The organism is Marinobacterium iners (assembly GCF_017310015.1).
Taxonomy (GTDB): domain Bacteria; phylum Pseudomonadota; class Gammaproteobacteria; order Pseudomonadales; family Balneatricaceae; genus Marinobacterium; species Marinobacterium iners.
Window position 1 is genome coordinate 2,702,113 of record NZ_CP022297.1, and the last position, 23,185, is coordinate 2,725,297.

Here is a 23,185-nt window from a genome sequence, read left to right on the forward strand (position 1 = left end):
CGTGACTACATCTTCTAATCATGAACAGCAATTCCTGAATGACCTGGATGCCAAGCTGTGGAAGGCTGCTGATAAGCTGCGCTCCAACCTGGATGCCGCAAACTACAAGCACGTGGTACTGGGACTGATCTTCCTCAAGTACGTCTCCGATGCCTTCGAGGAGCGTCAGGAGTCTCTGCTGGAGCTGTTCAAGACCGACGCCGACGACAACATCTACTACCTCCCCCGTGACGACTTCGACAGCGATGAGGATTACCAGCAGGCGCTGCGCGACGAGCTGGAAGTGCTGGACTACTATCGTGAAGCCAACGTGTTCTGGGTGCCCAAAGCGGCTCGCTGGAGCACGCTAAAGGAGAAAGCGGTACTGCCGATGGGGACAGTGCTCTGGCAGAACGATGCCGGTAAAGACGTGAAGCTGAGCTCTATATCGTGGTTGGTCGACAATGCACTGGAAGAGATTGAGCGCAGCAACGCCAAACTCAAGGGCATCCTGAACCGTATCAGTCAGTACCAGCTGGACAACGACAAGCTACTGGGACTGATCAACACCTTCTCCGACACGTCGTTCACCAAGCCGTTGTACAACGGCAAGTCGCTGAGCCTGCACAGCAAGGACATCCTCGGCCATGTGTATGAGTACTTCCTTGGCCAGTTCGCACTGGCAGAGGGCAAGCAAGGTGGCCAGTATTACACCCCCAAGAGCATCGTGACCCTGATCGTCGAGATGCTGGAGCCTTACAGCGGGCGTGTCTACGACCCGGCCATGGGCTCTGGCGGTTTCTTCGTCTCCAGCGACAAGTTCATTGAGGAGCACGCCAAGGAGCAGCATTACGACGCCGCCGAGCAGAAGAAACACATCTCCGTCTACGGGCAGGAGTCCAACCCCACCACATGGAAGCTGGCCGCCATGAACATGGCGATTCGGGGCATCGACTTCAACTTCGGCAAAAAGAACGATGACACCTTTACTGGTGATCAACACCCAGATCTGCGTGCCGACTTCGTAATGGCCAACCCGCCGTTCAACACGAAAGACTGGTGGAGCGAGTCACTGGCCGAAGATGCACGCTGGAAGTATGGCACACCGCCCAAGAGCAACGCCAACTTCGCATGGATGCAGCACATGCTGCACCACCTTGCCCCCACCGGCAGCATGGCACTGCTATTGGCCAACGGTTCCATGAGTTCCAACACCAACAACGAGGGCGAGATTCGCAAGCGCCTGATCAAAGAAGACCTTGTCGAGTGCATGGTCGCCCTGCCGGGGCAGTTGTTCACCAACACCCAGATCCCCGCCTGTATCTGGTTTCTGACCAAGGACAAGTCCGGTAAAGACGGTAAAAAGCGTGACCGCCGCGACGAGGTGCTGTTCATCGACGCCCGCAACCTCGGCTACATGCGTGACCGCGTACTGCGTGACTTCACCGCTGACGACATCCGCAAGGTGGCCGACACCTTCCATGCGTGGCAGCGTGGTGAAGCGTACGAAGACGTTGCCGGTTACTGTGCAACAGTCGACTTCCAGCAGATCGAAAAACACGACTTCGTGCTAACACCGGGTCGCTACGTCGGTGCGCCCGATCAGGAAGACGACGGCGAGCCCTTCGCGGAGAAGATGGCACGGCTGACCGAACAGCTGCGGGTGCAGTTTGCTGAGAGTGAACGGCTGGAGGCTGAGATCAAGCGGAATCTGGGAGGGTTGGGGTATGAGCTCTAATACGTTCCCTGCTCACTGGCAAGTGATGCCGTTAGCTGAGGCAGTTGAGGCTCTCATTGATTACCGTGGCAAGACACCCAAGAAGACCGATAGCGGAATTCCTTTGGTTACAGCGAAAATCGTCAAAGGCGGCACCTTGTCACCGGCGACGGAATACATCGCGGAAGAAAACTATGAGTCATGGATGGTTCGAGGCTTGCCTGAAGTCGGAGATGTCGTAGTTACCACGGAGGCACCACTTGGAGAAGTTGCCCAATTAACAGATGCTAATGTTGCACTTGCCCAAAGAATAGTTACCCTTCGGGGAGCTAAAGGCCTTCTGCTCAATGACTACCTGCGTTATGCGATGCAAGGCAGTTATGTCCAAGGACAACTCGAATCGAGAGCATCTGGCTCTACCGTCAAGGGAATCAAGCAAAGCGAATTACGCAAGGTGCTGTTACCGATTCCGTCCCTGCAAGAGCAAGGTTCAATCGCAACGTGCCTGAAAGCCATTGACGACAAAATCCAGCTCAACCACCGGATCAACCAGACCCTCGAACAGATGGCGCAGGCGATATTCAGAAGCTGGTTCGTCGACTTCGAGCCGGTCAAGGCCAAGATTGCGGCCCGTGAGCGTTGGCATGCCCTGCAACCCGAGAACGAGTCCGCTTCGCCCGTCTGCTATGCAGGTGAACTGAAAGGTGAGCTCATCACCGTTGACCTAGACACCTACATGAACCTCGCCGCCATGCAGGTAATCTCCGGTAAGGACGCTGGCCAGCTGACCCAGATGCAGGCCGAACAGCCGGAGCGGTACGCCGAACTGCGCGCTACAGCCAAACTCTTCCCCTCCGCCATGCAGGACAGTGAGCTGGGTGATATACCGGAGGGGTGGGAGGTTGTACGTCTCGCCTCTCTGACCGACACAGTGACCAAAGGGACAACCCCCCGAAAACCAGAAATAGCAGCTGCTGAAGATTCGGCCACGGTCCTATTCATCAAGGTAAAGGACATTGCTGATAATGGTGAAATCTTACGAGAGGGCTTAGAACTCATTCCACGGTCCATCCACACCGCCCCGCTCAAGCGCTCGATTCTTGAGACTGATGACGTTCTATTCTCGATTGCGGGGACTATAGGTCGAGTTGCCATAGTTGATGCTGAGCTACATGATTGCAACACAAACCAAGCGGTGGGAATCATTCGACTCAATGACAAGGCAGCCCACTTACCGCTTATTTGGCAGACGTTAAAGTCTCAACGAGTCCAAGATGATATTGCCTCGAAGGTTGTCCAAGGTGTTCAAGCTAACGCTAGCTTAGCCAACCTCAAAGACATTCAAGTCATAATGCCAACAGAGGCATTGGTCAGGCGAAGTAAGGAAGCGTTGGGTTCGGTGCTCCGCCAGATAACGACCAACCAAGCTCAAAACCGCCTCTTAGGGCAGGTTAGAGACGCTATCCTTCCCAAACTACTGTCCGGCGAGCTGACCCTGCCCTACACCGAAGTCACTCAAGCCGAGCTACAGGACGTTGCCAATGCCGCAGTCTAACCAGCAACAGGTTCACCTGTTCATCTCACAGGACGGCCAAGCTCAGCTTGAAGTCGCACTGGATCAGGAAACCGTCTGGCTCAGTCAGGCACAGATGGCCGAGCTGTTTGGCACCAAGCGCCCAGCCATCACCAAGCACTTGAGCAACATCTACAAAAGCGGTGAACTAGACCAGCAGACCACGTGTTCCATTTTGGAACACATGGCCGAACACGGTCAGCGCTACCGTACCAAGCACTACAACTTGGACGCCATCATCTCGGTGGGGTATCGCGTCAACTCACTGCGCGCCACCCAGTTCCGCCAATGGGCTACCAGCGTGCTCAAACAGTATCTGGTGCAGGGCTATACGCTGAACCAGAAGCGGCTGGCCGAGCGAGGCGTCGAGTTTGAACAGGCGGTAGCACTGCTGTCACGCACGCTCAGCAACCAGCAGCTGATCGCCCCATCCGGTGAGGCTGTTGTACAAGTGATCAGCGACTACGCCCGTTCGTGGAGCCTGCTGCAAGGGTATGACGAGCAGAGCCTGAGCGACGTTGGTGTGCGTCAGGACAGCATGCAGCCGCTGGCACTGGATGACGTGCTGGACGCGATTGCTGCGCTTAAGCAGACGCTGATCGCCAAAGACGAAGCCACGGAACTGTTCGGCAAGCTGCGCGGTGACGGGCTGGCATCGGCGCTGGCCACCATCGAACAAGGCTTCGGCGATGAGCTGTTCTACCCCAACGTGGCCAGCCGCGCTGCCCACCTGCTGTACTTCGTGATCAAGAACCACCCGCTGGCCGACGGCAACAAGCGCAGCGGTTCCTTTCTGTTTCTCTGGTATTTGCGCCTGAACCAACACCTGCTGGCACGCCCGGTGGAACAGCTAATCAACGACAACACACTGGTAGCACTGGCCCTACTGGTTGCCGAGAGCCTACCGGACCAGAAAGAATTGATGATTCGCCTGATTGAGCACTTTATCCTGCTCAAGTAGGCATGACCGACCAAGGGAATGACTGATGAATGAAGATCAACTGGAACAGCTCTGTCTCGAATGGTTTGCCGACAACGGCTGGGAGATTGCGCATGGGCCGGACATCGCCTGTGATGGCCCGACGCCAGAGCGACCGGACTACCGACAAGTGTTGCTACCTGCTGATCTGGAGGCGGCCATTCGTCGCATCAACCCACACCTGCCGGACTCGGCGGTTGAGCAAGCTATGGCGCAAGTCAGCAAGCCCGGCAGTTTGGACCCAGTGGCCAGCAATCGCACCTTTCACCGTTTGCTGCTGGAAGGCGTGCCTGTCGAATACAAGCGCGACGACAAGCCGGTGCACGATCACGCCTTCCTGATTGATTTCGAGCACGAATCGTTAGATACCAACCGCTTCCGTGCTATTAACCAGTTCACTATTCAAGGCAGTAAGCAGCTGCGCCGCCCTGATGTGGTGTGTTTCATTAATGGTATTCCTATTGCGGTGCTAGAGCTGAAAAGCCCAAGCAGCGAGACCGCCGACATCTGGGACGCCTTCAACCAGATCCAGACCTATAAGGATGAAGTGCCAGATCTGTTTGTATACAACGAAGCCTTGGTGATCAGTGATGGTTACACGGCACGTTTGGGGTCACTGACAGCCAACCAGGAACGCTACTTGCCGTGGCGGACAATCAAGAACGAAGACGACAAGCCGTTGTTGGAGTGGCAGCTGGAGACTCTGGTACGTGGTTTCTTTGATCGTAAATTATTGCTGGATTACATCCGCTACTTCGTTCTCTTTGAAACGGATTCCGATCACCTAATCAAGAAAATTGCCGGTTATCACCAGTTCCATGCGGTGCGCGAAGCCGTTAGAGCCACAGTCATCGCTGCTGAGGCTCCTGAAGGATCCGGTGGTCAGCGTGCTACCGAAAATGAACGTGTGGTGCCAGGTAGTAAAAAAGCCGGGGTTGTCTGGCACACACAGGGTTCCGGCAAAAGCATCTCCATGTGCTGCTACGCAGGCAAGCTGCTGCAACAGCCGCAGATGAATAACCCCACGCTGGTGATCGTCACCGACCGCAACGATCTGGATGGCCAGCTTTTCGCTACCTTCAGCGCTGCCAAGGAACTGCTAAAACAGACACCGGTACAAGCGGAAGACCGCGATACCCTGCGTGAGCTGCTGGCTGAACGTGAGTCCGGTGGCATCATCTTCACTACTGTGCAGAAGTTCGCACTGCTGGAAGGCGAATCCGGGCACCCAGTCCTGAACGACCGTCACAACATCGTGGTGATCTCGGACGAAGCCCACCGCAGCCAGTACGGCTTGAAAGCCACACTGAAGCAGGACGGCAGTTACAAGTTCGGCTATGCCAAACACATGCGTGACGCATTGCCCTTCGCTTCCTTCATCGGGTTTACTGGTACCCCCATCTCAAGCGACGATAAGGACACCCGCGCCGTATTCGGCGACTACGTGTCGATCTACGACATTCAGGACGCCGTGGCCGATGGGGCTACCGTGCCCATCTATTACGAATCCAGATTGGCAAAATTGGATATCAACCACGCCCAGATTGAAGAGCTCTCCGATCAGGTGGAGGAGGTGGTTGAAGACGAGGAAGATGTCAGTACCCGTGAGCGCACAAAGGGTGAGTGGAGCCGCCTGGAGAAGTTAGTCGGTGCTGAGCCTCGTGTACTGCAGGTTGCAGAAGACCTGGTCAACCATTTTGAGGCCCGTACCGCTACCATTGATGGTAAGGCGATGATTGTCGCGATGAGTCGTGATATCTGTGTTCAGTTGTATGATGCCATCGTGGATATACGCCCCGAATGGCATGATGATGATCCAGAGAAAGGTGCGATCAAAATCGTCATGACTGGCTCTGCATCGGATAAACCAGCACTACAGCCACATATCCATAATAAGAAGACGAAAAAGCGGCTGGAGAAACGCTTCAAGGATGTGAACGACCCGCTGAAGCTCGTGATCGTGCGTGATATGTGGCTGACCGGGTTTGATGCGCCCTGCTGTCACACCATGTACGTCGACAAGCCGATGAAGGGGCACAATCTGATGCAGGCGATTGCCCGCGTGAACCGAGTGTTTAAGGACAAGCCTGGCGGGCTGGTGGTCGACTACATCGGCATAGCCAACGAGCTGAAACAGGCACTGAAGACCTACACCGACTCCAAAGGTAAGGGCGCACCAACACACAACGCCGAAGAAGCCTACTCCATCCTGATAGAGAAGCTGGACATCATCCATGGCATGTTCGCCAAGGGGCCTCAGGGCAACGGTTTCGACTACAGCGCGTTCGAGACCCAAGCCCACAAACTGCTGGTCGGTGCCGCTAACTACATACTGGGTCTGCCCGACGGCAAGAAGCGCTTCCTCGATACTGTACTGGCCATGACCAAGGCGTATTCACTGTGCGGCACACTGGACGAAGCCCGTGCGCTACAGAAAGAAGTGGCATTTCTATCCGCCGTAAAGGCCGCCATTACCAAAGGCACAAGTGTTGATCGTAAATTGACCCAGGCAGAGAAGAACTCGGCCCTGAAGCAGATACTCGATAACGCCATCATCGCGGAGGGTGTCGACGATGTGTTCGCACTATGTGGTTTAGACAAGCCTAACATCGGCCTATTGTCTGATGAGTTCCTGGAAGACGTGCGTCAGATGCCATATCGGAACCTCGCGGTGGAGCTGCTGGAGAAGTTGCTGAAGGATGACATTAAGGCCAAAACTAGCAATAACGTCGTGCAGGAGAAGAAGTACGCCGACCGGCTGCAGGAAACGTTGCGCAAGTACAACAACCGCGCTATCGAAACGGCTCAAGTAATCGAAGAGCTGATTGCCATGGCCAAACAGTTCCAGGAAGAGATGGCTCGTGAAGCCGCACTGGGTCTAAATAGCGATGAGATTGCTTTCTACGACGCATTGGCCAACAACGAGAGTGCCGTTCGGGAGCTGGGAGACGCCATTCTGAAGAAAATAGCCGTCGAAATTACTGACAAACTGCGCAGGTCCACCACCGTGGACTGGCAGGTACGCGAAAGCGTGCGTGCCAAGCTGCGTATTCTGGTGCGTCGCACCCTGCAACGCTACAAGTACCCGCCCGATCAGGCACCGGACGCTGTCGAGCTCGTGTTGAAGCAGGCGGAAGTGCTATCGAATGAATGGACGCATTGAGCTTTATTCCAGCTGATGTCAGGTATTTGGGCGCTTATGGCAGGCTTTTTTGTCCCGATTACGCCCGGACACCTGACAAAACGCCTGGTGATGGGTAAGCGTCCGGTGAACCCATCTTGAGCTCAACAGGCTGACCATCCGATAGTGTCCACTTATTTTTAAGTGGACACTAGCAATGACCTCATTAAGAGTATCCCAAGCCCCACGTACACGCCGTCATTTTTCGCCCGCTTTCAAGGCCGAGATCGTGGCGCAATGCCGCCAGCCGAACGTATCCGTTTCACGGATTGCACTGGATAATGGCCTTAACGCCAACATGGTACGGCGCTGGATGCGAGAAGCCGAACGCGCCAATACACCGCTCCCGATGCCATACACAGATCCGCATTGATGCGTATAATTGGCGGTTACGGTAAATACACCCGACCAGGGCGCCGATGGCGGTTGGACAGGGTGAGCGGTATGATTCCCAAAAGTCAGTTTTGGGAGCCTAATAGTGTCTCGACCCACCAAATACGTTTCTGAGCCCGTCCTGGCTTCGCTGATCGATGCCGGCTCCATCCTTGATGTGTTCCTGGTTGAAGACCCGGATGGGCTGTTCCATATCGTCGCCCGCTCCACCAATGGTACGGACCACCGGCTGGAAAAGAAACGCGGCGGTGCCCGCACCTTCAAATCACTCAACGCAGCGGCCGGCTTGATCCGAACCATGGGTATCAGCCGGATGCGGTTGCATATGTGTGAATTCGCGCCTGGCAATATCCCGTTACTGCGCTGACGCAAGCGTAGGCTGTGTGGACCATGGTCGGGAAGGACGGCAAGGCCTATCACCCGAAAGAGTGGTTTTCGGTGCCGCTGGATGCCACCAGGGCAGTGGTGATATTGGTTGACGACTTTGTAAAATATACGTACATTTAAGTCACGACTCACCCCTTGCTGGAGCATTAGGTTGCTACTAGCTTGGGGCGAAAAAACCGCCCTCGTGGCGGTTTTTTCATTTTAGGCCAGTCTCTCCTCCGCAGGATGCACCGTTTCATGAGAACAAACTTCTACGTTGATGGGTACAACCTCTATTACGGCTGTCTGAAACACACTCCTTACAAGTGGCTTGATCAAAAAGCCCTCCTCGTTGACCATATCCTGCACTCCCAAGACCCAAAGGCTGAATTGGGAGTGATCAAGTTTTTCACCGCTGATGTAAAAGCGAAGGTCGCATCACAGGGACAGAGAGCCCAGATTGCACAGCAAAATTACCACAAGGCTCTTGAGCTCCTGTACCCTGGGAAAATTGACATCATAAAAGGCTACTACAGCCTTGAAAGAGCTAACCTTCCCGTGTTTAAGATTCCACCAGACAAGACGGACCGGGTTACTGTCTGGCGGTTAGAAGAGAAGCAAACGGATGTAAATATCGCGATTGAAGCCTATCGAGATGTCAGTAAGAACCTGGCCCAACAGCTTGTGTTTGTCACTAATGACTCCGATATAGAGCCATCATTGCGAGCAATTCGAGAGGATTTCGGAGACGCAGTGAGTATTGGAGTAATAGTGCCGAGGCGTAAGGACAATCACCGGGCACCTACCGCGTCTTTGGGTAAGTACGCAAACTGGGTTAGAGGCTATATTTTGGAAGAAGAGCTGAAAAACTCACAGCTCCCTGAGCTGGTACCAACCCGGAAGAAGCCCATCAAGCGACCAGATTACTGGTAGTAGCTATCAATAAGGTCATTTCTCTTCCAGCTCATGGCGTAGCCTTTCCGCCACACCGTTTGTCTTCAGGTGTTCCTGCATTTTGAGTACGTCTTGCTTCATTTCTTGTCGGAGCGATTCGATCTCAGGTTCGTCAATCTTCTTGGTGCTGAGAAGGCGGCTGACGCCTGATCAGGCGACTTCGTCGTTTTTATATCCGGTCCATATCCCATTTCAGTTACATACCCTGCTGCGGGTTTGCGTCAGCCGGCGCTCTTCCGCTGGTGATAGCTCCAACTTGTAGGTTTTCATGACGCGAGTGAATCGCAGGACGTACTGGCATTGGTTTGCCGGCGGTAGCCATTGATCGGGGCCTTTCGCGCCCTTCTGCCGGTTTAGGCTGGCTTCGACTGACAGCAGGTTTGCCGGGTCATTCGCAAAGCGTTCACGCTGGGCACGTGACCAGTTAGCTGCGCCGCGATCCCATGCCCATTTCAATGGCACTACGTGGTCGATATCGATGGCACTGGGGTCATGGATGACAGCACCGGTGAAGGGTGAAATCCAGCGACCTGCTACCACGCGGCACTCACGTCCGGTCTTGAAGCGCACCTGTCCGGTCGATTGGGCGATCAGTGCCTCATGTCTTGAGTTCTGGCAGTCGCCGTCCGTGTCGGCCCATCCTCTGCCGAACTGTTCGCGGCTGTAGCCACTACCGCTCGTCGGTGCGTTGCTGGATGAGGCTGAGCTGCTGCTGTATCCCTTTGGCAAACGGCCACCGGCACGAAGACAAGCGTCCAGGGAATTGAACGGTTTGAAGCGTTTTGTTCGTTCATAATAGGAGCTGCTCTGATCGTGACAGATGCCGGAAGAGGATTGTTTGACGGTGGAAGCATTGCTGGTGGTTGCTATTGCGGCGGTCGCCGCCAGTATCAATGTAAAGCGTTTGAGCATGAATCTTCCTTGAATCTATGCGGCTATGATCATATGAGGCAATGATCATAGCTTCATTTGTGTTTTTGAAGTTCAAATAGGGTCGTCGAAGTCATCTCCTATATGAATTTTGCCAGATAAGCGCCCAGGTTTACGGCTAGTTTTTGCGCTGTACCAGCGTAAAAACCGACGCCAGTCGTGACCGTACACCCAAGGCTCACCATCAATCAGCGGCATCGTCTGGCCTGCCATCCAGCCCCAGAAATCCTGCCGCAGCTCTTCAGGTAACTGGTCGATGTCTGCTGCTCGAACGAGATCAATATCATTGATTATGACCTTTTCCAAGGCTTCGCCGCATGCGTGGTTGATACGTTTGTTTAGCATATTATGCCGATCACCTAAGCTCACTCTTTGACAAGTTTTCGGTTACTCCACCAAGTCTAGTACTCACTAGGTGCCGATTAAAACGATCGAAATAACTCTGATATTTAAGTTTACACTTAAATGAGTAAATGATTAAATGATTAAATGATTCAAAACTCATTAGGAGAGAAGATAGCATGAGTTGCTACGTGATATCTGTGCTCAACCAGAAGGGTGGCGTAGGAAAAACCACGCTGTCTGTAAATCTTGCGGGAGCTTTCCACGAAGCAGGCGTTAAAGTCATGCTGGTTGACTCTGACCCTCAAGGCTCCGCCCGAGATTGGCATGCAGCATCGGAAGGAACCTCAGGCTTTCCTGTTATCGGTCTGGATCGCGACACATTGGCAACAGACCTTCCCCACATCGTTGGCGACCATCAGCTCGTTATCATTGATGGGGCCCCTCAAGTTACCCGGTTGGCTGCTGCTGCTATTAAGACGAGTGACCTAGTTCTAATACCCGTCCAACCTTCGCCCTATGACCTGTGGGCCGCCGCTGACCTTGTTGATCTGGTTAAAACGAGGATGTCAATTGATGACAACCTAAGAGCCGCTTTTTTGGTATCGCGTGCAATCAAGGGCACTAAACTCAGCGGTGAAGTTGCTGAAGTACTAAAAGGCTATGAACTACCAGTACTCAATAGCGGTACTACGCAACGAGTTGCATACGCCTCTACCGCCTCTGAAGGTAAAACCGTTTTGTCAGGAGCATCAGCTGCTTCTGACGAAATACGTGCTATTCGCACAGAAGTCTGCAACATTATAGGTATTTGAGTGGTTACTCAAATGAGTATTTGAGGTTTTAGTTATGGCATTATCTATCAAAAAGACTTCTGGCGTCAGCGAAGCCAAAAGCCAGAAGGTAGCAGCACTGGATGAACTTACTCGTGAGCCGACTAAACGGCTGAACTGTGACATACCGATATCAATGCACACTGCACTTAAGGTAAAAGTTGCTCAAAGCGGGGACATCAATGGAATGAAAGAGGCGATTGTAAGGCTGATACAGGGATACCTTGATGATGAGTATATACTCAAATGAGTTAATACACATAATTTACATTTCATGAGGCTTACTTATGGCAAACCAAGTCGATAAGGATATTGGAACTTTTCTTGAGAGAGAACAGCTGGAGGGGACGGATCATAAGTGTACATCAACAATGCGCTCCCCCCCTCCTGGTGACCACCAAGCAGACTTTTTCATCCCTCAGCTGTATGACGTGGGCACCCGTGATAGCAGAAACGTCATGGATGTTGCCGTGTGCCGTCTCTCTAAACGCAACAATAGAGGGTCGGCAACGATTACTTCATTAAACAGCCAGATGGTCGTTTATTGGTCAGAATCAGATCCTGCGGTTTCAGTCCTCTTGAGTCCTTGCAAGTGTAGGTTTTCGTACAAAAGCGCTAACCTGCCATTTTCCTTGTGGAAGAACCTCCAAATTTGACAAGTTTGACCATAATTATAGCGAACCCTGGAGCTGTTTAAATTGCCCCTGGATCACCGCCTTTTCCTGAAGAATTGCTTTGTTCTCGTCGGTCAGATACGTCACTTTATCCTGTGTGGTTTTCAATTCGGTTTTGGTGGCCTCCAAAGCCTGTGATAACACGGCCACTTCCTTATCGACTTCTGCTTTCTGAACAGTGAGAGCAGATATTTTTTCTGCCAATTGCTCATTTTTATGCTGGTTTTTCCGGTTCTTCGTCATGGCGTCTTCAAGGTCGCGTTTCAGCTTCTGGATATCATCTACCTTTCCGTTTAGGTCCCTGTTTAGCGTTGCATTGGCCTGTTCAAGTTTATCGGCATTGTTTTCTAACTGCGCATTGGCATCCAACAGCTCGGACGATCTTGACTCGGCCTGGGTGAGCCGGTGTTGCAGATCCAGGATCTGGTCTTTCAATCCCTGGTTAACCGAACGAAATTGTTCGCGCTCCTGTTGACGATCTTCGGCTGTTCGCTGCTGGTAATGCTCGAAATGGTCACGGATATCCCGGTTTTCCTGCTTGAGTTCCGTGACGGTTTCTTTCAAATCGGCGGTCCGGGCAATAGCCTCGTCCCGTTGCATCTCTGCCTTGGTCAGGTTGATGCGTGTATCTTCCAGAGCCTGAGTTTTCTGGTCTACTTCGTTGGTAAGTTGCCCGATCTGGATTTCTAAATCTTTCTGGCGGGCAGTGAGCTGCGTAATCGCGTTGCTGGCGTCGTCGAGCTTTTTCCGGAGATCTTCATTCAGCCCTTTGAACTCCTGTCGGGCCTGCTCGATGCGGTGGTCGGCCATCTGCTGCACTCGTTCGTGGAGAGATTTCACGACCTCCACCAAGTCGCTCGGGAGTCCATTGGTATCGGCCGCGTCCCCGTTATCGGAACGCCAGCGCTTGAGTAGTGGCGCGATCGTGCTTTTGCTGCCGGTGCCCAAATGTTCTCGAACCCGATCCACCGTTGGCTCCTGGCCTTGAGCTTTGATGGCTTCGGCGGCTTTGGCGACATCGTGATATGTGACTCCGGCGCGGGCCATAGGAATTTCCTTTCAGATTATTTAATACCGTATTACGTAACACGTAATATAACATAATTATATAGCTTTTAAAGACGGTTTGAATTTATAATATTAACCTACGATAATGCTCATTATCGTAGGTTAATGGATTGAGCCATAAATTTTCGACTTGTAACACCGGTACATAGCCGCCTTTTGGGTGACATCGAAGGAAATCCTATTCATGAACAACAAACCACCAAAACAGGCTAACGACTTGTCATTACGTAATGAGGATTCGACCCTGGTTGAACGCCAGGAATCCGAGTCATTGCGGCAATACCTCCAGGCAGCGACGTCCGACAACACGCGTAAAGCCTACCGTTCGGCCATTCGGCAATTTGAAAAATGGGGTGGTCGCCTGCCCACAGACCGGGATACTGTCGTCCGGTACCTGCTGGGCAGAGCCGAATCGCTCAACACCCGGACCCTGGATCTGCACCTGACCGCCATTAGCCAATGGCACCATTACCAAGGACTCATTGATCCGATAAGTGATCCGTTGGTCCGCAAAACCATGGAAGGCATCCGTCGCACTCATGGTCAGCCCAAGCGCAAAGCCAAGACACTGCGTCTGGAGCACATCGCCGAAATGGTGAATCACATGCGGCAACTCCCAGACAGCAAAAAAAAGCACCGGGACATTGCGCTGGTATTAACCGGCTTTTTTGGGGCTTTCCGCCGCAGCGAACTGGTTGCGATTCAAACCAGTGATGTGAATTGGGAGCCGGAAGGTCTGATCATTCGGTTGCCTCGCTCCAAAACCGATCAGCAATCAACGGGGTTGGTTCGTGCTTTACCTTTTGGGGCTGAAAGTTGTTGTCCGGCTACAGCGATCGAAGCATGGATTAGAGTAGCTGGTATCAATGAGGGCCCCCTCTTCAGGCCCATCAACCGCTGGGACCATGTTCAGGAAAGAGCGCTGAATCCAGGGGCGGTAAACGATCTTCTCAAAACCTTGGGCAAGGCCTGCCAGTTCGATTTTGCACCCGACTTAAGCAGTCATAGTTTTCGTCGCGGCCTCTCTACCTCGGCGGCACGGGAGCGCGTGGACTTTGAACTGATTAAAAAGCAAGGAGGCTGGAAAAGTGATGCTACCGTTTGGGAGTACATTGAGGAAGGACAGCAGTTCAATAATAACGCATCAATCATTCTGATGGAAAAAATGAGCTTGTTGCTGAACGCTGAATCCCTAAAAAAGGGAAAGTAAATCCGCAGGATCGAAATCATCTCGGCGCAAACATGATAATGCCCATCCCTAACAAGGTGATGGCCACGCCTACAAAATCCCACAGATGCGGGCGAATCCCATCCACACCCCACAACCACAGTATGGCCACCGAAACATAGACGCCGCCATAGGCCGCATAAACCCGGCCCGCTGCGGTTGGATGAAGAGACAGTAGCCAGGCAAACAGCGCTAGGCTGAACGCTGCCGGCAGCAAAACCCATGCGGATGCCGACTTCTTCAGCCAGAGGTATGGAAGATAACAGCCAACTATTTCCGCAATAGCGGTGATGATGAACAAACCGAGCGTGGAAAGTATGGACATACGAAGTTCTCTTGTTAGTGCTGATCCGTTTGGCTGGGCACGGGTTGATCCCGGCAAGCTTCTTCGGTCAGCTCGATTTCAATTGTGGTGTGAGCCAGCGGGTATTGTTCGAGCGCCATAGCAATGGATTGTTTGATGGCGCAGTATTCGTCAGGACCAAAAACTCCCTCGTGATCCACTACGATATGGGCCGTCAGTACATGCTGTTCACCATCCAGGGACCAGAGGTGCTGGTGATGAATTCCGCTGATGCCATCAATGCCAATTAGTGTTCGCCGGATCTCCTCGTGAAGCGCCTTATCTGGAACAGCCTGAAAGAAAAGCTTGCCGGTTCCCCAAAGATTCCGACACACATTAAACAGAATAAAGAGAGTAAAGCCCACCGATAGCAATGGGTCGAGAATAGGCCAGTCGGCAAACTGCAAAACGATTGAGATAATCAGCACTGCCACCCACCCCAGCACATCTTCCAATAAATGCCAGTTCAATACCTTTTCGTTCAGCGTATTTCCCTTGCTAAGACGATAAGCAGCAATACCGTTGACGGTGACGCCCAGAATCGCCAGCGCTAACATGCCCTCGGTGACGGGCATCACTGGATTGGCCAGTCGGGGAATTGCTTCGCTTAATACCCACAGCGATCCGGCAATCAATACCAGGCCGTTGATCAGGGCGCCGAACAGGGACAACCGCCGGTAGCCATAGGTGAATTCGGTGTCGGCGGATTTACGTCCCAGCCGGTTCAGGAGCCAGGCGCTGCCAATGGACAGACTGTCACCCAGATCGTGCACCGCATCGGCCATGATAGCCGTGCTGTTGGTGAGCCAGCCGCCGATGAATTCGATGATGGTAAAGCCCACATTAAGAAAGAACGCCATTGCTATGCGGCTTGCGCTTTCATCTTTGTGGTGTGAATGATCGTGTTGATGCATAAGCAACCCTTACACAATAAATGTACCTGCCCTGACCGTAACGATAAGGGCAGGCAAAACGTTTATGCCATGTCGCTTAACTTGCCTTTTGAAAACCAGGCAAACAGCACCGGCAATACAAACAGCGTCAAGAACGTAGCGGTTACCAATCCGCCCACGATCACACTCGCCAGAGGCTTTTGGATTTCTGCGCCGACACCATTCGACAGCAGCATGGGGATCAGACCCAGTGCCGAGGTAATAGCAGTCATCAGCACGGGCCTTAGCCTTGAAACCGCTCCATCAAACACCGCATCCGATACTTTCAAGCCATCCGCAATCCGTTGATTGATGCTTTCCACCATGACAACGCCATTCAGGACAGCGACCCCAAACAAGGTGATGAAGCCCACTGAGCTGGGCACCGACAAATACTGACCGGAAATCCAGAGTGAAAACACACCACCAATCACCGCAAGCGGGACATTCACCAGAATCAGCATGGCCTGGCCAACCGAGGCAAAGGCAAAATAAAGCAACAAAGCAATTAATCCCAGCGAAACCGGCACCACCAGGGATAAACGCTTTTGCGCTCGTTGCTGATTTTCAAACTGGCCACCGATATCGACGGAATAACCGGTGGGCAGGTCCACTTGCTCGGCAATCACCTGACGAATATCAGCAACCACGCTACCCATGTCCCGTCCATGAACATTGGCCTGAATCACCACTCGACGCTGCACGTCATCACGACGCACCTGCGGTGGACCAGATGCGATACTGACTTCCGCCACATCCCCTAGGCGAACCCAGGCACCTGACGGGGCCTGTAAACGCAGGTCGGCAATGGTTTCACGGTCTTCGCGAAACCGCTCAGCGAGCCGCACGTAGATGTCGTAACGCTCGTTGCCATTGATGATCTGGCCGGCACTGGCACCTCCCAGCCCTTCGCGTACCAGCTCCATCACGTCGCCCACGGCCAGACCGTAACGGGACAAGGCTCTGCGATCCGGTTTCACGACCAGTTGAGATTCACCGGCGATCTGCTCCATGGCCACATCGCGGGCACCTTCGATTTCTTTTACTGCGGCCTCAATGGCCTGGCCCTTATTGGCCAGCACGGCAAGATCGGGACCAAACAGTTTGATGGCCAGCTGCGCTTTGACACCTGAGAGCAACTCGTCCACACGGGTTGCGATGGGTTGCGAGAAGTTGAACAGTAAGCCCGGGTGTTGCTCCAGTTTCTGTTCCATCAATGACTGGAGTTCATATCGGTTGTCTGCACTGGTCCATTCCGGCACCGGTTTAAGGCCAATATAGATCTCGATGTTATTCACCGGCTCAGGATCGCCGCCGATTTCAGCCCGGCCAATGCGCGACAGCGCATAGGTTACCTCCGGGAATTCCATCAACTTGGCCTCCAGTTTGGGGGCCACTTCCAGGGCCGTGTCCAGACTGGAAGAAGGTGCCAGGGTGACACGCAGATTGATGGTACCTTCCTCCAGTTCGGGCACGAACTCCGTACCCAGGCGGGGCAGCACCAGCGCAGCCGCTATCACCATAACGGCTGCAACACCCACCACCATTTTGCTGTGCCCCATCGCCCAGGCTAATCCTTTACGATAGAGCCTGTCGAGCGGCTTCAACACAAAGCTATCGCGTTGACGCACACCCTTGCGAAAGAGGTAGGTGGCCAGTGCAGGTACGATGATCAAGGCCACTAACACTGCCGAGAGCATAGCCAGCATGATACTGATGGCCATGGGCTGAAACAGTTTGGCTTCGACACCTTCAAAGCTAAACAGCGGCATGAAGACAACCAGAATAATGGCCGTGGCAAAAAAGATGGGGCGAGCGACTTCCTTACCGGCTTCCTGCAGGCGCAAGGCAATACCATGACGGTCGTGGGCCACATCAAAAGGGTCCACGTCATCGGAATCCACCCGCGATTGTCTCTTGGTATCATGTTCAGCATCCGGGTGCGTCAGATGTTTAAACATGTTCTCCACCATCACTACGGAGCCATCCACCAACATGCCAATGGCGACCGCAATCCCCCCCAGCGACATCAGATTGGCCGACAATCCGAACCACGCCATCACCATTAAAGCGATTCCAATGGAGATCGGGATGGACATCAACACCAGAAAGGTGGCGCGCAGGTTCATCAGGAATAGCGCAAGGATCACGACGATGAAAATAAACGCCAGCAGCAGGGCATTGACCACAGTCTGCACCGCCTGCGTGATCAAATCCGCCTGATCGTAAAATGCCTCGAAGCGAACACCTTCCGGTAATGCCTGGTTAATACGCTCAATGCGCGCACTGACTCCATCAATGGTGGCCTTGGTGTTGGCCCCCATTCGCTTGAGCACGATGCCGGACACCACCTCGCCGAGATTCTCCACCTTGTCGTCGGCGTTCTTGCGCGTCATGGTCACCGCGCCCTGACGGATCTCACTGCCCAGCGCCACTTGCGCCACATCGGACACGGTGATCGTAGTACCGTCCACGGTTTTCAGTGGCACCTGACGGATCTGTTCCAAACCCTTCTCACCATGATCCAGCCAACCCGTACCCCGGATCACCAGTTGCTCCTGGCCCCGGTTCATATACCAGCCGCCGACGTTGGTGTTGTTGCGCTCCAGTGCCATCATGACTTCGTCCTGGGTCAGCTCGTAGGCCAACAGTCGGGACGGGTTCAGGTTTACCTGGTACTGACGCACCTCACCGCCGAACGATAGCACATCGGTCACACCCTCGGCCGGAATCAATAGCAGCTTCACCACCCAGTCGTTCAAACTGCGCAATGCCATGGCATCGAAACCGGCATCGGGTTCGGCCACGAGAAGATACTGATAGACCTGACCCAGACCGGAAGTATTCGGGCCCATTTCCGGCGTGCCGACGCCATCGGGGATCAGCTCCTTGGCAGCCTGAAGCCGCTCAAATACCAGTTGCCGGGCAAAATAGATATCGGTGCCTTCTTTAAAGACTACGGTGACGCCGGACAGGCCGGTTTTGGAAATGGAGCGCACCTCTTCCACATCCGGTAAGGCGTACATCACGGCTTCGATGGGATAGGTAATAAGCTGTTCCACCTCTTCGGCAGCCAGCCCCGGTGCTTCGGTATTGACAGATACCTGCACGTTGGTCACATCCGGAAAAGCATCCAGATTCAGTTTTGGAATAATAAAAACGGCACTGACCGTTAGTGTGATCAGGGCTATCACCACCAGCAATCGGTTGATGACCGCCCAATCGATAATTCGGTTAAACATGGGGTCTCCTACTGCTTAGTGGTTATGGGGGTCAAAGCCGCCCTTGGCGATCTGAGAGGCAACAAAGAAAGCGCCCTGAGTGACGATGCGAGCCCCCGGACCGACACCGCTAATTTCACGTAGCGGCCCGAGCGCTCGACCCAGCTTCACCTCCACTGGCTGGAATTCGCCAGGATGGTCTTCCACGAATACCGTCCAATCTCCGTCTGCGCCGCGCATCAGTGCGGTTTCGGGTACCGCCAGCACGGGTCTTTTAGTCTGGAATCGGAAATACACCTCGGCGAACTGGCCGGGGTGCAGGCGGTGTTCCGGGTTATTGACCAACAGGCGCACGGTACGGGTACGGGTGATGGGGTCAATGGTGTGCGCCTCCTGAGTGACCTTGGCGTTTACACGGACATCCCCAGCCACCACTTCCGCTCTTGTTCCCGCGCCCAGCGTCAGGGAGAGATCGGCGGGCAGGTGGGCCTCCACCCAGAGTTGCTTTTCATCGGCCAACGCAATCAAGGGCGCGCCCGCCTCGATGCGCTGCCCCTGCTCGAAATCATCGCTGAGCACCGCGCCGTCAATCTCGGCATGCAGGATATACTCCCCTAATGCAACAGATTGCTGAGGAGCGACCAACGCTTGCAAGTCCGAGGCCGAAAGGCCGTAGGCCAGCAGCGTCGCCCGGGCTGCCTCCAGGCTGGTTTTGGCCGTGATGTAACGCTGTTCACCCACGGTTTTGCGCCCAAGTTCCTCTACTCTTTGCCATTCAGGCCAGGCCGTGCGGTAATTGGCTTGTGCCTGCGCCACGGCTTCACTGAACAGAGTAACCAGCGGCTGACCCTGTTCGACGTGATCGCCGAGGGCGACATGGCGGCGCAGCACCACGGAAGGCACCCGGGGCGATACTCGGTAACTGGTGTAACCGTTGGAAAGGATCTCCCCCGGTGCGTAAAGCTGATAATCGACCTTTCTGGGAGTCAGTGGGTTGATCTGAATATCGGCCAGGGTCATTTGCGCCGGGTTCAGTGACGCAGAAGCAGCTTCTTGGTGACCTCCATGCCCACCATGATCACCGTGGTCACCGCCCTCGCTATGCTCTTCATGTCCGTGTTCTGAGCCGGAGTTGTGCTCGTCGTGGGCGCTGTGTTCATCATGATTTTCGTCGCCATGATCATCGTGCGCATCCTTGTGATCACTATTGACGTCCTCGCCGTGTTCCGCGTGGCCGTGCTCGGTGTCAGGCTTATGGTCATCATGCTCTTCATGGTTTTCCTCACGATGATCGTCATGATTATCCTGTTCGCTATGGGGTGCCGCCGTTATCGCTTTTTCCTGCCCATGCTCACGTGCATGCTCAGACTCAGATTCTTTGGCGTGGCTGGCGGTTGCGGTCGCAAGACCCGCCACCAAGATGGCTACCAGTGTTTTATTCATGTTTATCATTCCTGTTTAATTCGTTGACGCGGTCGATGACTTTATTGCGTTGATCAGGTGGCCCGATTGCTGAAGTGCTTCGGTGAGCGCAAGCCGTGTCTGCTTTTCCAGCTCAATGCCTGCCAGCAGGCTTTCGGTGCGTTGATTCAAGGCCAGCAGATAATTAGTGGTGGACAGATCACCCGTGCGCCATTGCCGTTTCAGCAGTTCGGCGCTGTTCTCGACCCGACCCTGAACAACCTCTTGCCAGCGGCGATATTGCTGTTCAAAGCGCTGCCAGGTGGCCTGTGCAGCCTGCCAGTCAAAGCGCTGCTTGCGGTAGATAGCCTGAAAACGAGCCTCGGCCTCCAGCGCTATGCGTTCGGTGGCGCGAGTTTCTGCACTGAAGTTGTTGCGGACATTCAACGGGATGGAGAAGGTCAGCCCGACAACGCTCTCTCCACCATCACGACCGGAATTGACGCCAAAGGTGGGCTCCGCCTTGGCGGTACGCCGTGTCACTTCAGCTTCCTCCTTCAGCGACTGCCAGCGGGCGTGGGCGCTGGCTACGGCCGGGTGTTGCAGTAACTCCTGATCCGAGGTCAAGTCTGGCTGGGAGGGCCAGAAATCATCAGGAATGCCGCCTCGCGTGGGCGCCCATGCGGGCAGCAGCTCGCGAACCCGGATTTCGGCTTTCTGTATCGCGGCTTCGGCCTCGGCAACCTGAGCCAGCTGCTGTGACAGGGACAGAAAGGTGAGTTCGGCATCGATGCTGCCCAGATCACCTGCCTGCTGGCGCTTATCCACCTGTTCGAGCAAGGCGTTAAGTTGCTGCTGTTGCGCTTGGGCAATGGCGGCGGCGCGGTTGGCGGCATGCCACTCCACCAGTGCGGCAAGCGCCTCGGCGGTTTTGTCCAACACTTGTTGCTGGTACAGCGCTTCGGCGGCGCTTCGCATAAAGCCCGCCTGCTGCCGTCTTGCACCCCGTCTGTCCCACCAGTCGATGGTCTGCTGAACGCCGACCCGGTAGTTGTCTTCCTCTCCATTACGCTCCAAATCGGTGGACAGCTCCGGGTTGTAAAGCGGCTGCTCCAGCGCATCGGCGCTGGCGTTGGAGCCCAGCAATTGCTCGCGGGCGGCAAGCACCTCGGGGTGTTGTTGTATCTGGGAGGCGAGCCAGGCGCTCCAACTCGATGTCTCTGCGTAAGCAAACATGGGCAGAAAAAGCACGCACGCGCCCAGCAAGGCCCGTCTGGGCCAGTCAAATCGTCTCATATTGATGCTCCTGAAATTCAGCGTGCGACGGTTTGGTCGTGCACCGGATTTTGCCGTTGTTGGGGTTCATCCCGGTGAAAGGCGACCTTTATTACGGTATCACCAGGCAAGGCGGGGAGCTTTGCAGAAAAACGCACGCCGCCCTTGCGTGATGCGCGTCTGGTGAGAAGGCGCGGTGAGTAATCAGTGGTTGTTTCCGCAATCAATTCGTTATCAGCAGACCAGGCTGCGATGTCTACATGGCCTCGGGGAAGGCCGTAGCGCAGGTGAGCATCCATCCGTCCGAAGACGGTCAGCTCCGCGGCGGTATGGTTCACGGTCACCTGGCGGAAATGCCAGCGTTGGTTGTCGGTATTGACGACTTCAATTTCAGGCAAGCTGTTTTCGGCCTGAGCGGAATTGACAAGCGCGAGCCCAATAGCGATCTGTTTCATGATGTTTCACCCTAAAATAAATACCAATTGTTCGCTGTAACCCAAGGCTACAGAGGCTGATGACGTGCTGTTGAGGCGCGATCAGGCGATTGGAGGGCGAAACAGAGAGGGGGGAATACCAGAGGTGAGGTTGGCCTGATAGTCGGCTTGTCCGTTTTCTGAGAATAAATCGGCTAAGTGTGAAGTGGCTCCGATCAGAACGACAGAGCCGTGGCCATGACAATGGCAGCAATGGTGGCAGTCATATACAGACTGTCCGGGCTGATCGGGTGTCTGCTTGGCGAGCAGATTGTCGTTGTGGGTATCAGTGGCAGTGGATTGATGCGAATGGTCGAATTCCAGGTGCTCCGTCCCGGATTGATGAAGCTGGTGAACGTCCGCCATGGCAGCCACAGATTGCAGGGCAATCAGTAAGGCCAGTAGACAAGTTAAGTAATGGCGGATGTTCATGTGGAATGTGGAGCCCTTATGCTGTCAGGTTCAAAACACTAGCTGCTAAAGACTATCATATTATAGAAAAGTTTCTTCAGTCTTTTCCGAGTAGACCGTTCTACAGCGTGCATTAATCACCACAGCAGCTTCTCCTGCATTTAGGTGGGAGCTGAAGCAGAGGGTCTCGACATTAACGGTTGCCGCATTAGACAGTATCCAATTGTATACAACGCAAACCATCATGCCACCAGGTTCAAGTGGGCATCGATGACATCCCAAGGGGCCTGCAAGGCGCCGGTTTCCGTCCGCTTCAACAAACCCGCTTCCTCCAGGGCGCGGGTATCGGCATGAACATTCTTGTAGTCACGCGCCAATGTGGTTGCCAGCGCCCGTACACTCATCGGGCCCTGTTGGCGGAGCGTCCTCAGCACCTCCAGACGTCGAGGGGTGATCACCGCCAGAAGCATGGAGAGGTCTTCGAAATTCAAGTGAACCTCTGTATCGATTTTCTCGCCGCGTTCTGCCCGTTGCCAGGCATCCACAAAGCGATCAAACCCTTTGTCAGGATTTTCAGTGCCAATATGGATATGCTGTTTAGTCATGTTGTTCACCTCGCAGTCGTTCGATGTCGGCTTTAAAGTCGGCGATAAGTTGTTGTACGGAGATCCAGGTGTAATTCTCTTCGTGCTCTTGTCCTCCAGTGTCTCCGTAATGCCGGTGATCCCCTTTGCCGCGCTCATTGTCATAGCGGACCAGGCAGTGGCCGGACTGGCCGTAATAGAGCCGGTATTTCAACCCATGTGGTCGCTCCGCGTCGGGAGCCGGTAGTCGCCAGATCACCATTTCGCGGATGGCGCCGTCCCGGTAGACGTACTTGTCCCTGAAGAGTAATTCTGCTTTCATATGGCT

Annotated in this window: 22 protein-coding genes; 11 read left to right on the forward strand and 11 right to left on the reverse strand. The window is 54.1% G+C overall.

Annotation, left to right across the window (positions count from 1 at the left end):
- Position 1: 1 nt before the first annotated feature.
- From CFI10_RS13005 to CFI10_RS13035, 7 genes are all read left to right on the forward strand, one after another.
- Positions 2-1,717 (forward strand): class I SAM-dependent DNA methyltransferase, encoded by a 1,716-nt coding sequence (locus CFI10_RS13005; protein ID WP_206835090.1) that lies wholly within the window; start codon positions 2-4, stop codon positions 1,715-1,717.
- Positions 1,707-3,251: a restriction endonuclease subunit S gene (locus CFI10_RS13010; RefSeq protein WP_206835091.1), complete on the forward strand. Its 1,545-nt coding sequence runs from the start codon at positions 1,707-1,709 to the stop codon at positions 3,249-3,251. Before CFI10_RS13005 ends, CFI10_RS13010 begins: the two co-directional genes overlap by 11 nt.
- Positions 3,238-4,230 carry a virulence RhuM family protein/type II toxin-antitoxin system death-on-curing family toxin gene (locus CFI10_RS13015; RefSeq protein ID WP_206835094.1) on the forward strand — a complete coding sequence of 331 codons (993 nt, stop codon included), beginning with the start codon at positions 3,238-3,240 and terminating at the stop codon, positions 4,228-4,230. Before CFI10_RS13010 ends, CFI10_RS13015 begins: the two co-directional genes overlap by 14 nt.
- A 25-nt stretch (positions 4,231-4,255) precedes the next feature.
- Positions 4,256-7,411, forward strand: a complete 3,156-nt coding sequence (locus CFI10_RS13020) for a type I restriction endonuclease subunit R (protein WP_206835096.1) — start codon at positions 4,256-4,258, stop codon at positions 7,409-7,411.
- Between the two features lie 175 nt (positions 7,412-7,586).
- Entirely contained in the window at positions 7,587-7,802 is a 216-nt protein-coding gene (locus CFI10_RS13025) for a transposase (protein ID WP_206835098.1), read from the forward strand.
- Between the two features lie 105 nt (positions 7,803-7,907).
- Positions 7,908-8,189: a hypothetical protein gene (locus tag CFI10_RS13030; RefSeq protein WP_206835101.1), complete on the forward strand. Its 282-nt coding sequence runs from the start codon at positions 7,908-7,910 to the stop codon at positions 8,187-8,189.
- A 257-nt stretch (positions 8,190-8,446) separates the two neighbouring features.
- The gene (locus CFI10_RS13035; protein ID WP_206835104.1) at positions 8,447-9,121 is read left to right on the forward strand and encodes an NYN domain-containing protein; all 675 of its coding nucleotides are present in this window, start codon (positions 8,447-8,449) and stop codon (positions 9,119-9,121) included.
- Positions 9,122-9,334: 213 nt separating this feature from the next.
- Here the strand turns inward: CFI10_RS13035 and CFI10_RS13040 are convergent, their stop codons facing one another.
- Both CFI10_RS13040 and CFI10_RS13045 read right to left on the reverse strand, forming a co-directional pair.
- Positions 9,335-10,054 (reverse strand): HNH endonuclease family protein, encoded by a 720-nt coding sequence (locus CFI10_RS13040; protein WP_206835106.1) that lies wholly within the window; start codon positions 10,052-10,054, stop codon positions 9,335-9,337.
- Between the two features lie 72 nt (positions 10,055-10,126).
- The gene (locus CFI10_RS13045) at positions 10,127-10,417 is read right to left on the reverse strand and encodes a hypothetical protein (RefSeq protein ID WP_206835109.1); all 291 of its coding nucleotides are present in this window, start codon (positions 10,415-10,417) and stop codon (positions 10,127-10,129) included.
- A 176-nt stretch (positions 10,418-10,593) separates the two neighbouring features.
- Between CFI10_RS13045 and parA the strand changes: the two genes are divergently transcribed.
- Both parA and CFI10_RS13055 read left to right on the forward strand, forming a co-directional pair.
- Positions 10,594-11,229: a ParA family partition ATPase gene (parA, locus tag CFI10_RS13050; RefSeq protein ID WP_206835111.1), complete on the forward strand. Its 636-nt coding sequence runs from the start codon at positions 10,594-10,596 to the stop codon at positions 11,227-11,229.
- Between the two features lie 34 nt (positions 11,230-11,263).
- A complete protein-coding gene (locus CFI10_RS13055; RefSeq protein ID WP_206835114.1) occupies positions 11,264-11,497 on the forward strand; it encodes a hypothetical protein in 234 nt (77 codons plus the stop codon).
- Positions 11,498-11,918: 421 nt separating this feature from the next.
- On the opposite strand, the gene CFI10_RS13060 is transcribed toward CFI10_RS13055, so the two are convergent.
- On the reverse strand, positions 11,919-12,968 hold the full coding sequence (locus tag CFI10_RS13060; RefSeq protein WP_114324239.1) for a DNA-binding protein: 1,050 nt from the start codon (positions 12,966-12,968) through the stop codon (positions 11,919-11,921).
- Positions 12,969-13,173: 205 nt separating this feature from the next.
- On the opposite strand from CFI10_RS13060, the gene CFI10_RS13065 reads away from it, so the two are divergent.
- Positions 13,174-14,199: a tyrosine-type recombinase/integrase gene (locus CFI10_RS13065; protein WP_020743633.1), complete on the forward strand. Its 1,026-nt coding sequence runs from the start codon at positions 13,174-13,176 to the stop codon at positions 14,197-14,199.
- Positions 14,200-14,215: 16 nt separating this feature from the next.
- On the opposite strand, the gene CFI10_RS13070 is transcribed toward CFI10_RS13065, so the two are convergent.
- From CFI10_RS13070 to CFI10_RS13095, 6 genes are all read right to left on the reverse strand, one after another.
- Positions 14,216-14,542, reverse strand: coding sequence for a YnfA family protein (locus CFI10_RS13070; protein ID WP_020743634.1), 327 nt, complete (start codon positions 14,540-14,542; stop codon positions 14,216-14,218).
- A gap of 14 nt (positions 14,543-14,556) precedes the next feature.
- A complete protein-coding gene (locus CFI10_RS13075) occupies positions 14,557-15,474 on the reverse strand; it encodes a cation diffusion facilitator family transporter (protein WP_068435067.1) in 918 nt (305 codons plus the stop codon).
- 62 nt (positions 15,475-15,536) lie between these two features.
- Positions 15,537-18,734, reverse strand: coding sequence for an efflux RND transporter permease subunit (locus CFI10_RS13080; RefSeq protein WP_206835119.1), 3,198 nt, complete (start codon positions 18,732-18,734; stop codon positions 15,537-15,539).
- A gap of 15 nt (positions 18,735-18,749) precedes the next feature.
- Complete coding sequence (locus CFI10_RS13085) at positions 18,750-20,156, reverse strand: efflux RND transporter periplasmic adaptor subunit (protein WP_206835121.1); 1,407 nt, start codon at positions 20,154-20,156, stop codon at positions 18,750-18,752.
- A 15-nt stretch (positions 20,157-20,171) separates the two neighbouring features.
- Positions 20,172-21,410 carry a TolC family protein gene (locus tag CFI10_RS13090; RefSeq protein WP_035458172.1) on the reverse strand — a complete coding sequence of 413 codons (1,239 nt, stop codon included), beginning with the start codon at positions 21,408-21,410 and terminating at the stop codon, positions 20,172-20,174.
- Positions 21,411-21,427: 17 nt separating this feature from the next.
- The gene (locus CFI10_RS13095) at positions 21,428-21,844 is read right to left on the reverse strand and encodes a hypothetical protein (protein ID WP_035458174.1); all 417 of its coding nucleotides are present in this window, start codon (positions 21,842-21,844) and stop codon (positions 21,428-21,430) included.
- A 216-nt stretch (positions 21,845-22,060) separates the two neighbouring features.
- Between CFI10_RS13095 and CFI10_RS13100 the strand changes: the two genes are divergently transcribed.
- Positions 22,061-22,258 (forward strand): hypothetical protein, encoded by a 198-nt coding sequence (locus CFI10_RS13100; protein WP_035458175.1) that lies wholly within the window; start codon positions 22,061-22,063, stop codon positions 22,256-22,258.
- 257 nt (positions 22,259-22,515) lie between these two features.
- On the opposite strand, the gene CFI10_RS13105 is transcribed toward CFI10_RS13100, so the two are convergent.
- Together CFI10_RS13105 and CFI10_RS13110 are read right to left on the reverse strand one after the other, a co-directional pair.
- On the reverse strand, positions 22,516-22,878 hold the full coding sequence (locus CFI10_RS13105; RefSeq protein WP_035458177.1) for an HVO_A0114 family putative DNA-binding protein: 363 nt from the start codon (positions 22,876-22,878) through the stop codon (positions 22,516-22,518).
- Positions 22,871-23,179, reverse strand: coding sequence for a toxin-antitoxin system TumE family protein (locus CFI10_RS13110; RefSeq protein WP_206835124.1), 309 nt, complete (start codon positions 23,177-23,179; stop codon positions 22,871-22,873). The genes CFI10_RS13105 and CFI10_RS13110 overlap by 8 nt, the downstream gene beginning before the upstream one ends.
- Between the last annotated feature and the right edge of the window lie 6 nt (positions 23,180-23,185).

Bases quoted from the DNA above. Each gene is read 5' to 3' on its own strand.
- CFI10_RS13085 (WP_206835121.1), bottom strand. From the start codon at position 20,156: ATGAATAAAACACTGGTAGCCATCTTGGTGGCGGGTCTTGCGACCGCA.
- CFI10_RS13075 (WP_068435067.1), bottom strand. From the start codon at position 15,474: ATGCATCAACACGATCATTCACACCACAAAGATGAAAGCGCAAGCCGC.
- parA (WP_206835111.1), top strand. From the start codon at position 10,594: ATGAGTTGCTACGTGATATCTGTGCTCAACCAGAAGGGTGGCGTAGGA.
- CFI10_RS13040 (WP_206835106.1), bottom strand. From the start codon at position 10,054: ATGCTCAAACGCTTTACATTGATACTGGCGGCGACCGCCGCAATAGCA.
- CFI10_RS13015 (WP_206835094.1), top strand. From the start codon at position 3,238: ATGCCGCAGTCTAACCAGCAACAGGTTCACCTGTTCATCTCACAGGAC.
- CFI10_RS13090 (WP_035458172.1), bottom strand. From the start codon at position 21,410: ATGAGACGATTTGACTGGCCCAGACGGGCCTTGCTGGGCGCGTGCGTG.
- CFI10_RS13055 (WP_206835114.1), top strand. From the start codon at position 11,264: ATGGCATTATCTATCAAAAAGACTTCTGGCGTCAGCGAAGCCAAAAGC.
- CFI10_RS13110 (WP_206835124.1), bottom strand. From the start codon at position 23,179: ATGAAAGCAGAATTACTCTTCAGGGACAAGTACGTCTACCGGGACGGC.
- CFI10_RS13070 (WP_020743634.1), bottom strand. From the start codon at position 14,542: ATGTCCATACTTTCCACGCTCGGTTTGTTCATCATCACCGCTATTGCG.
- CFI10_RS13025 (WP_206835098.1), top strand. From the start codon at position 7,587: ATGACCTCATTAAGAGTATCCCAAGCCCCACGTACACGCCGTCATTTT.
- CFI10_RS13105 (WP_035458177.1), bottom strand. From the start codon at position 22,878: ATGACTAAACAGCATATCCATATTGGCACTGAAAATCCTGACAAAGGG.
- CFI10_RS13065 (WP_020743633.1), top strand. From the start codon at position 13,174: ATGAACAACAAACCACCAAAACAGGCTAACGACTTGTCATTACGTAAT.
- CFI10_RS13060 (WP_114324239.1), bottom strand. From the start codon at position 12,968: ATGGCCCGCGCCGGAGTCACATATCACGATGTCGCCAAAGCCGCCGAA.
- CFI10_RS13045 (WP_206835109.1), bottom strand. From the start codon at position 10,417: ATGCTAAACAAACGTATCAACCACGCATGCGGCGAAGCCTTGGAAAAG.
- CFI10_RS13010 (WP_206835091.1), top strand. From the start codon at position 1,707: ATGAGCTCTAATACGTTCCCTGCTCACTGGCAAGTGATGCCGTTAGCT.
- CFI10_RS13095 (WP_035458174.1), bottom strand. From the start codon at position 21,844: ATGAAACAGATCGCTATTGGGCTCGCGCTTGTCAATTCCGCTCAGGCC.
- CFI10_RS13035 (WP_206835104.1), top strand. From the start codon at position 8,447: ATGAGAACAAACTTCTACGTTGATGGGTACAACCTCTATTACGGCTGT.
- CFI10_RS13100 (WP_035458175.1), top strand. From the start codon at position 22,061: ATGACAATGGCAGCAATGGTGGCAGTCATATACAGACTGTCCGGGCTG.
- CFI10_RS13080 (WP_206835119.1), bottom strand. From the start codon at position 18,734: ATGTTTAACCGAATTATCGATTGGGCGGTCATCAACCGATTGCTGGTG.
- CFI10_RS13020 (WP_206835096.1), top strand. From the start codon at position 4,256: ATGAATGAAGATCAACTGGAACAGCTCTGTCTCGAATGGTTTGCCGAC.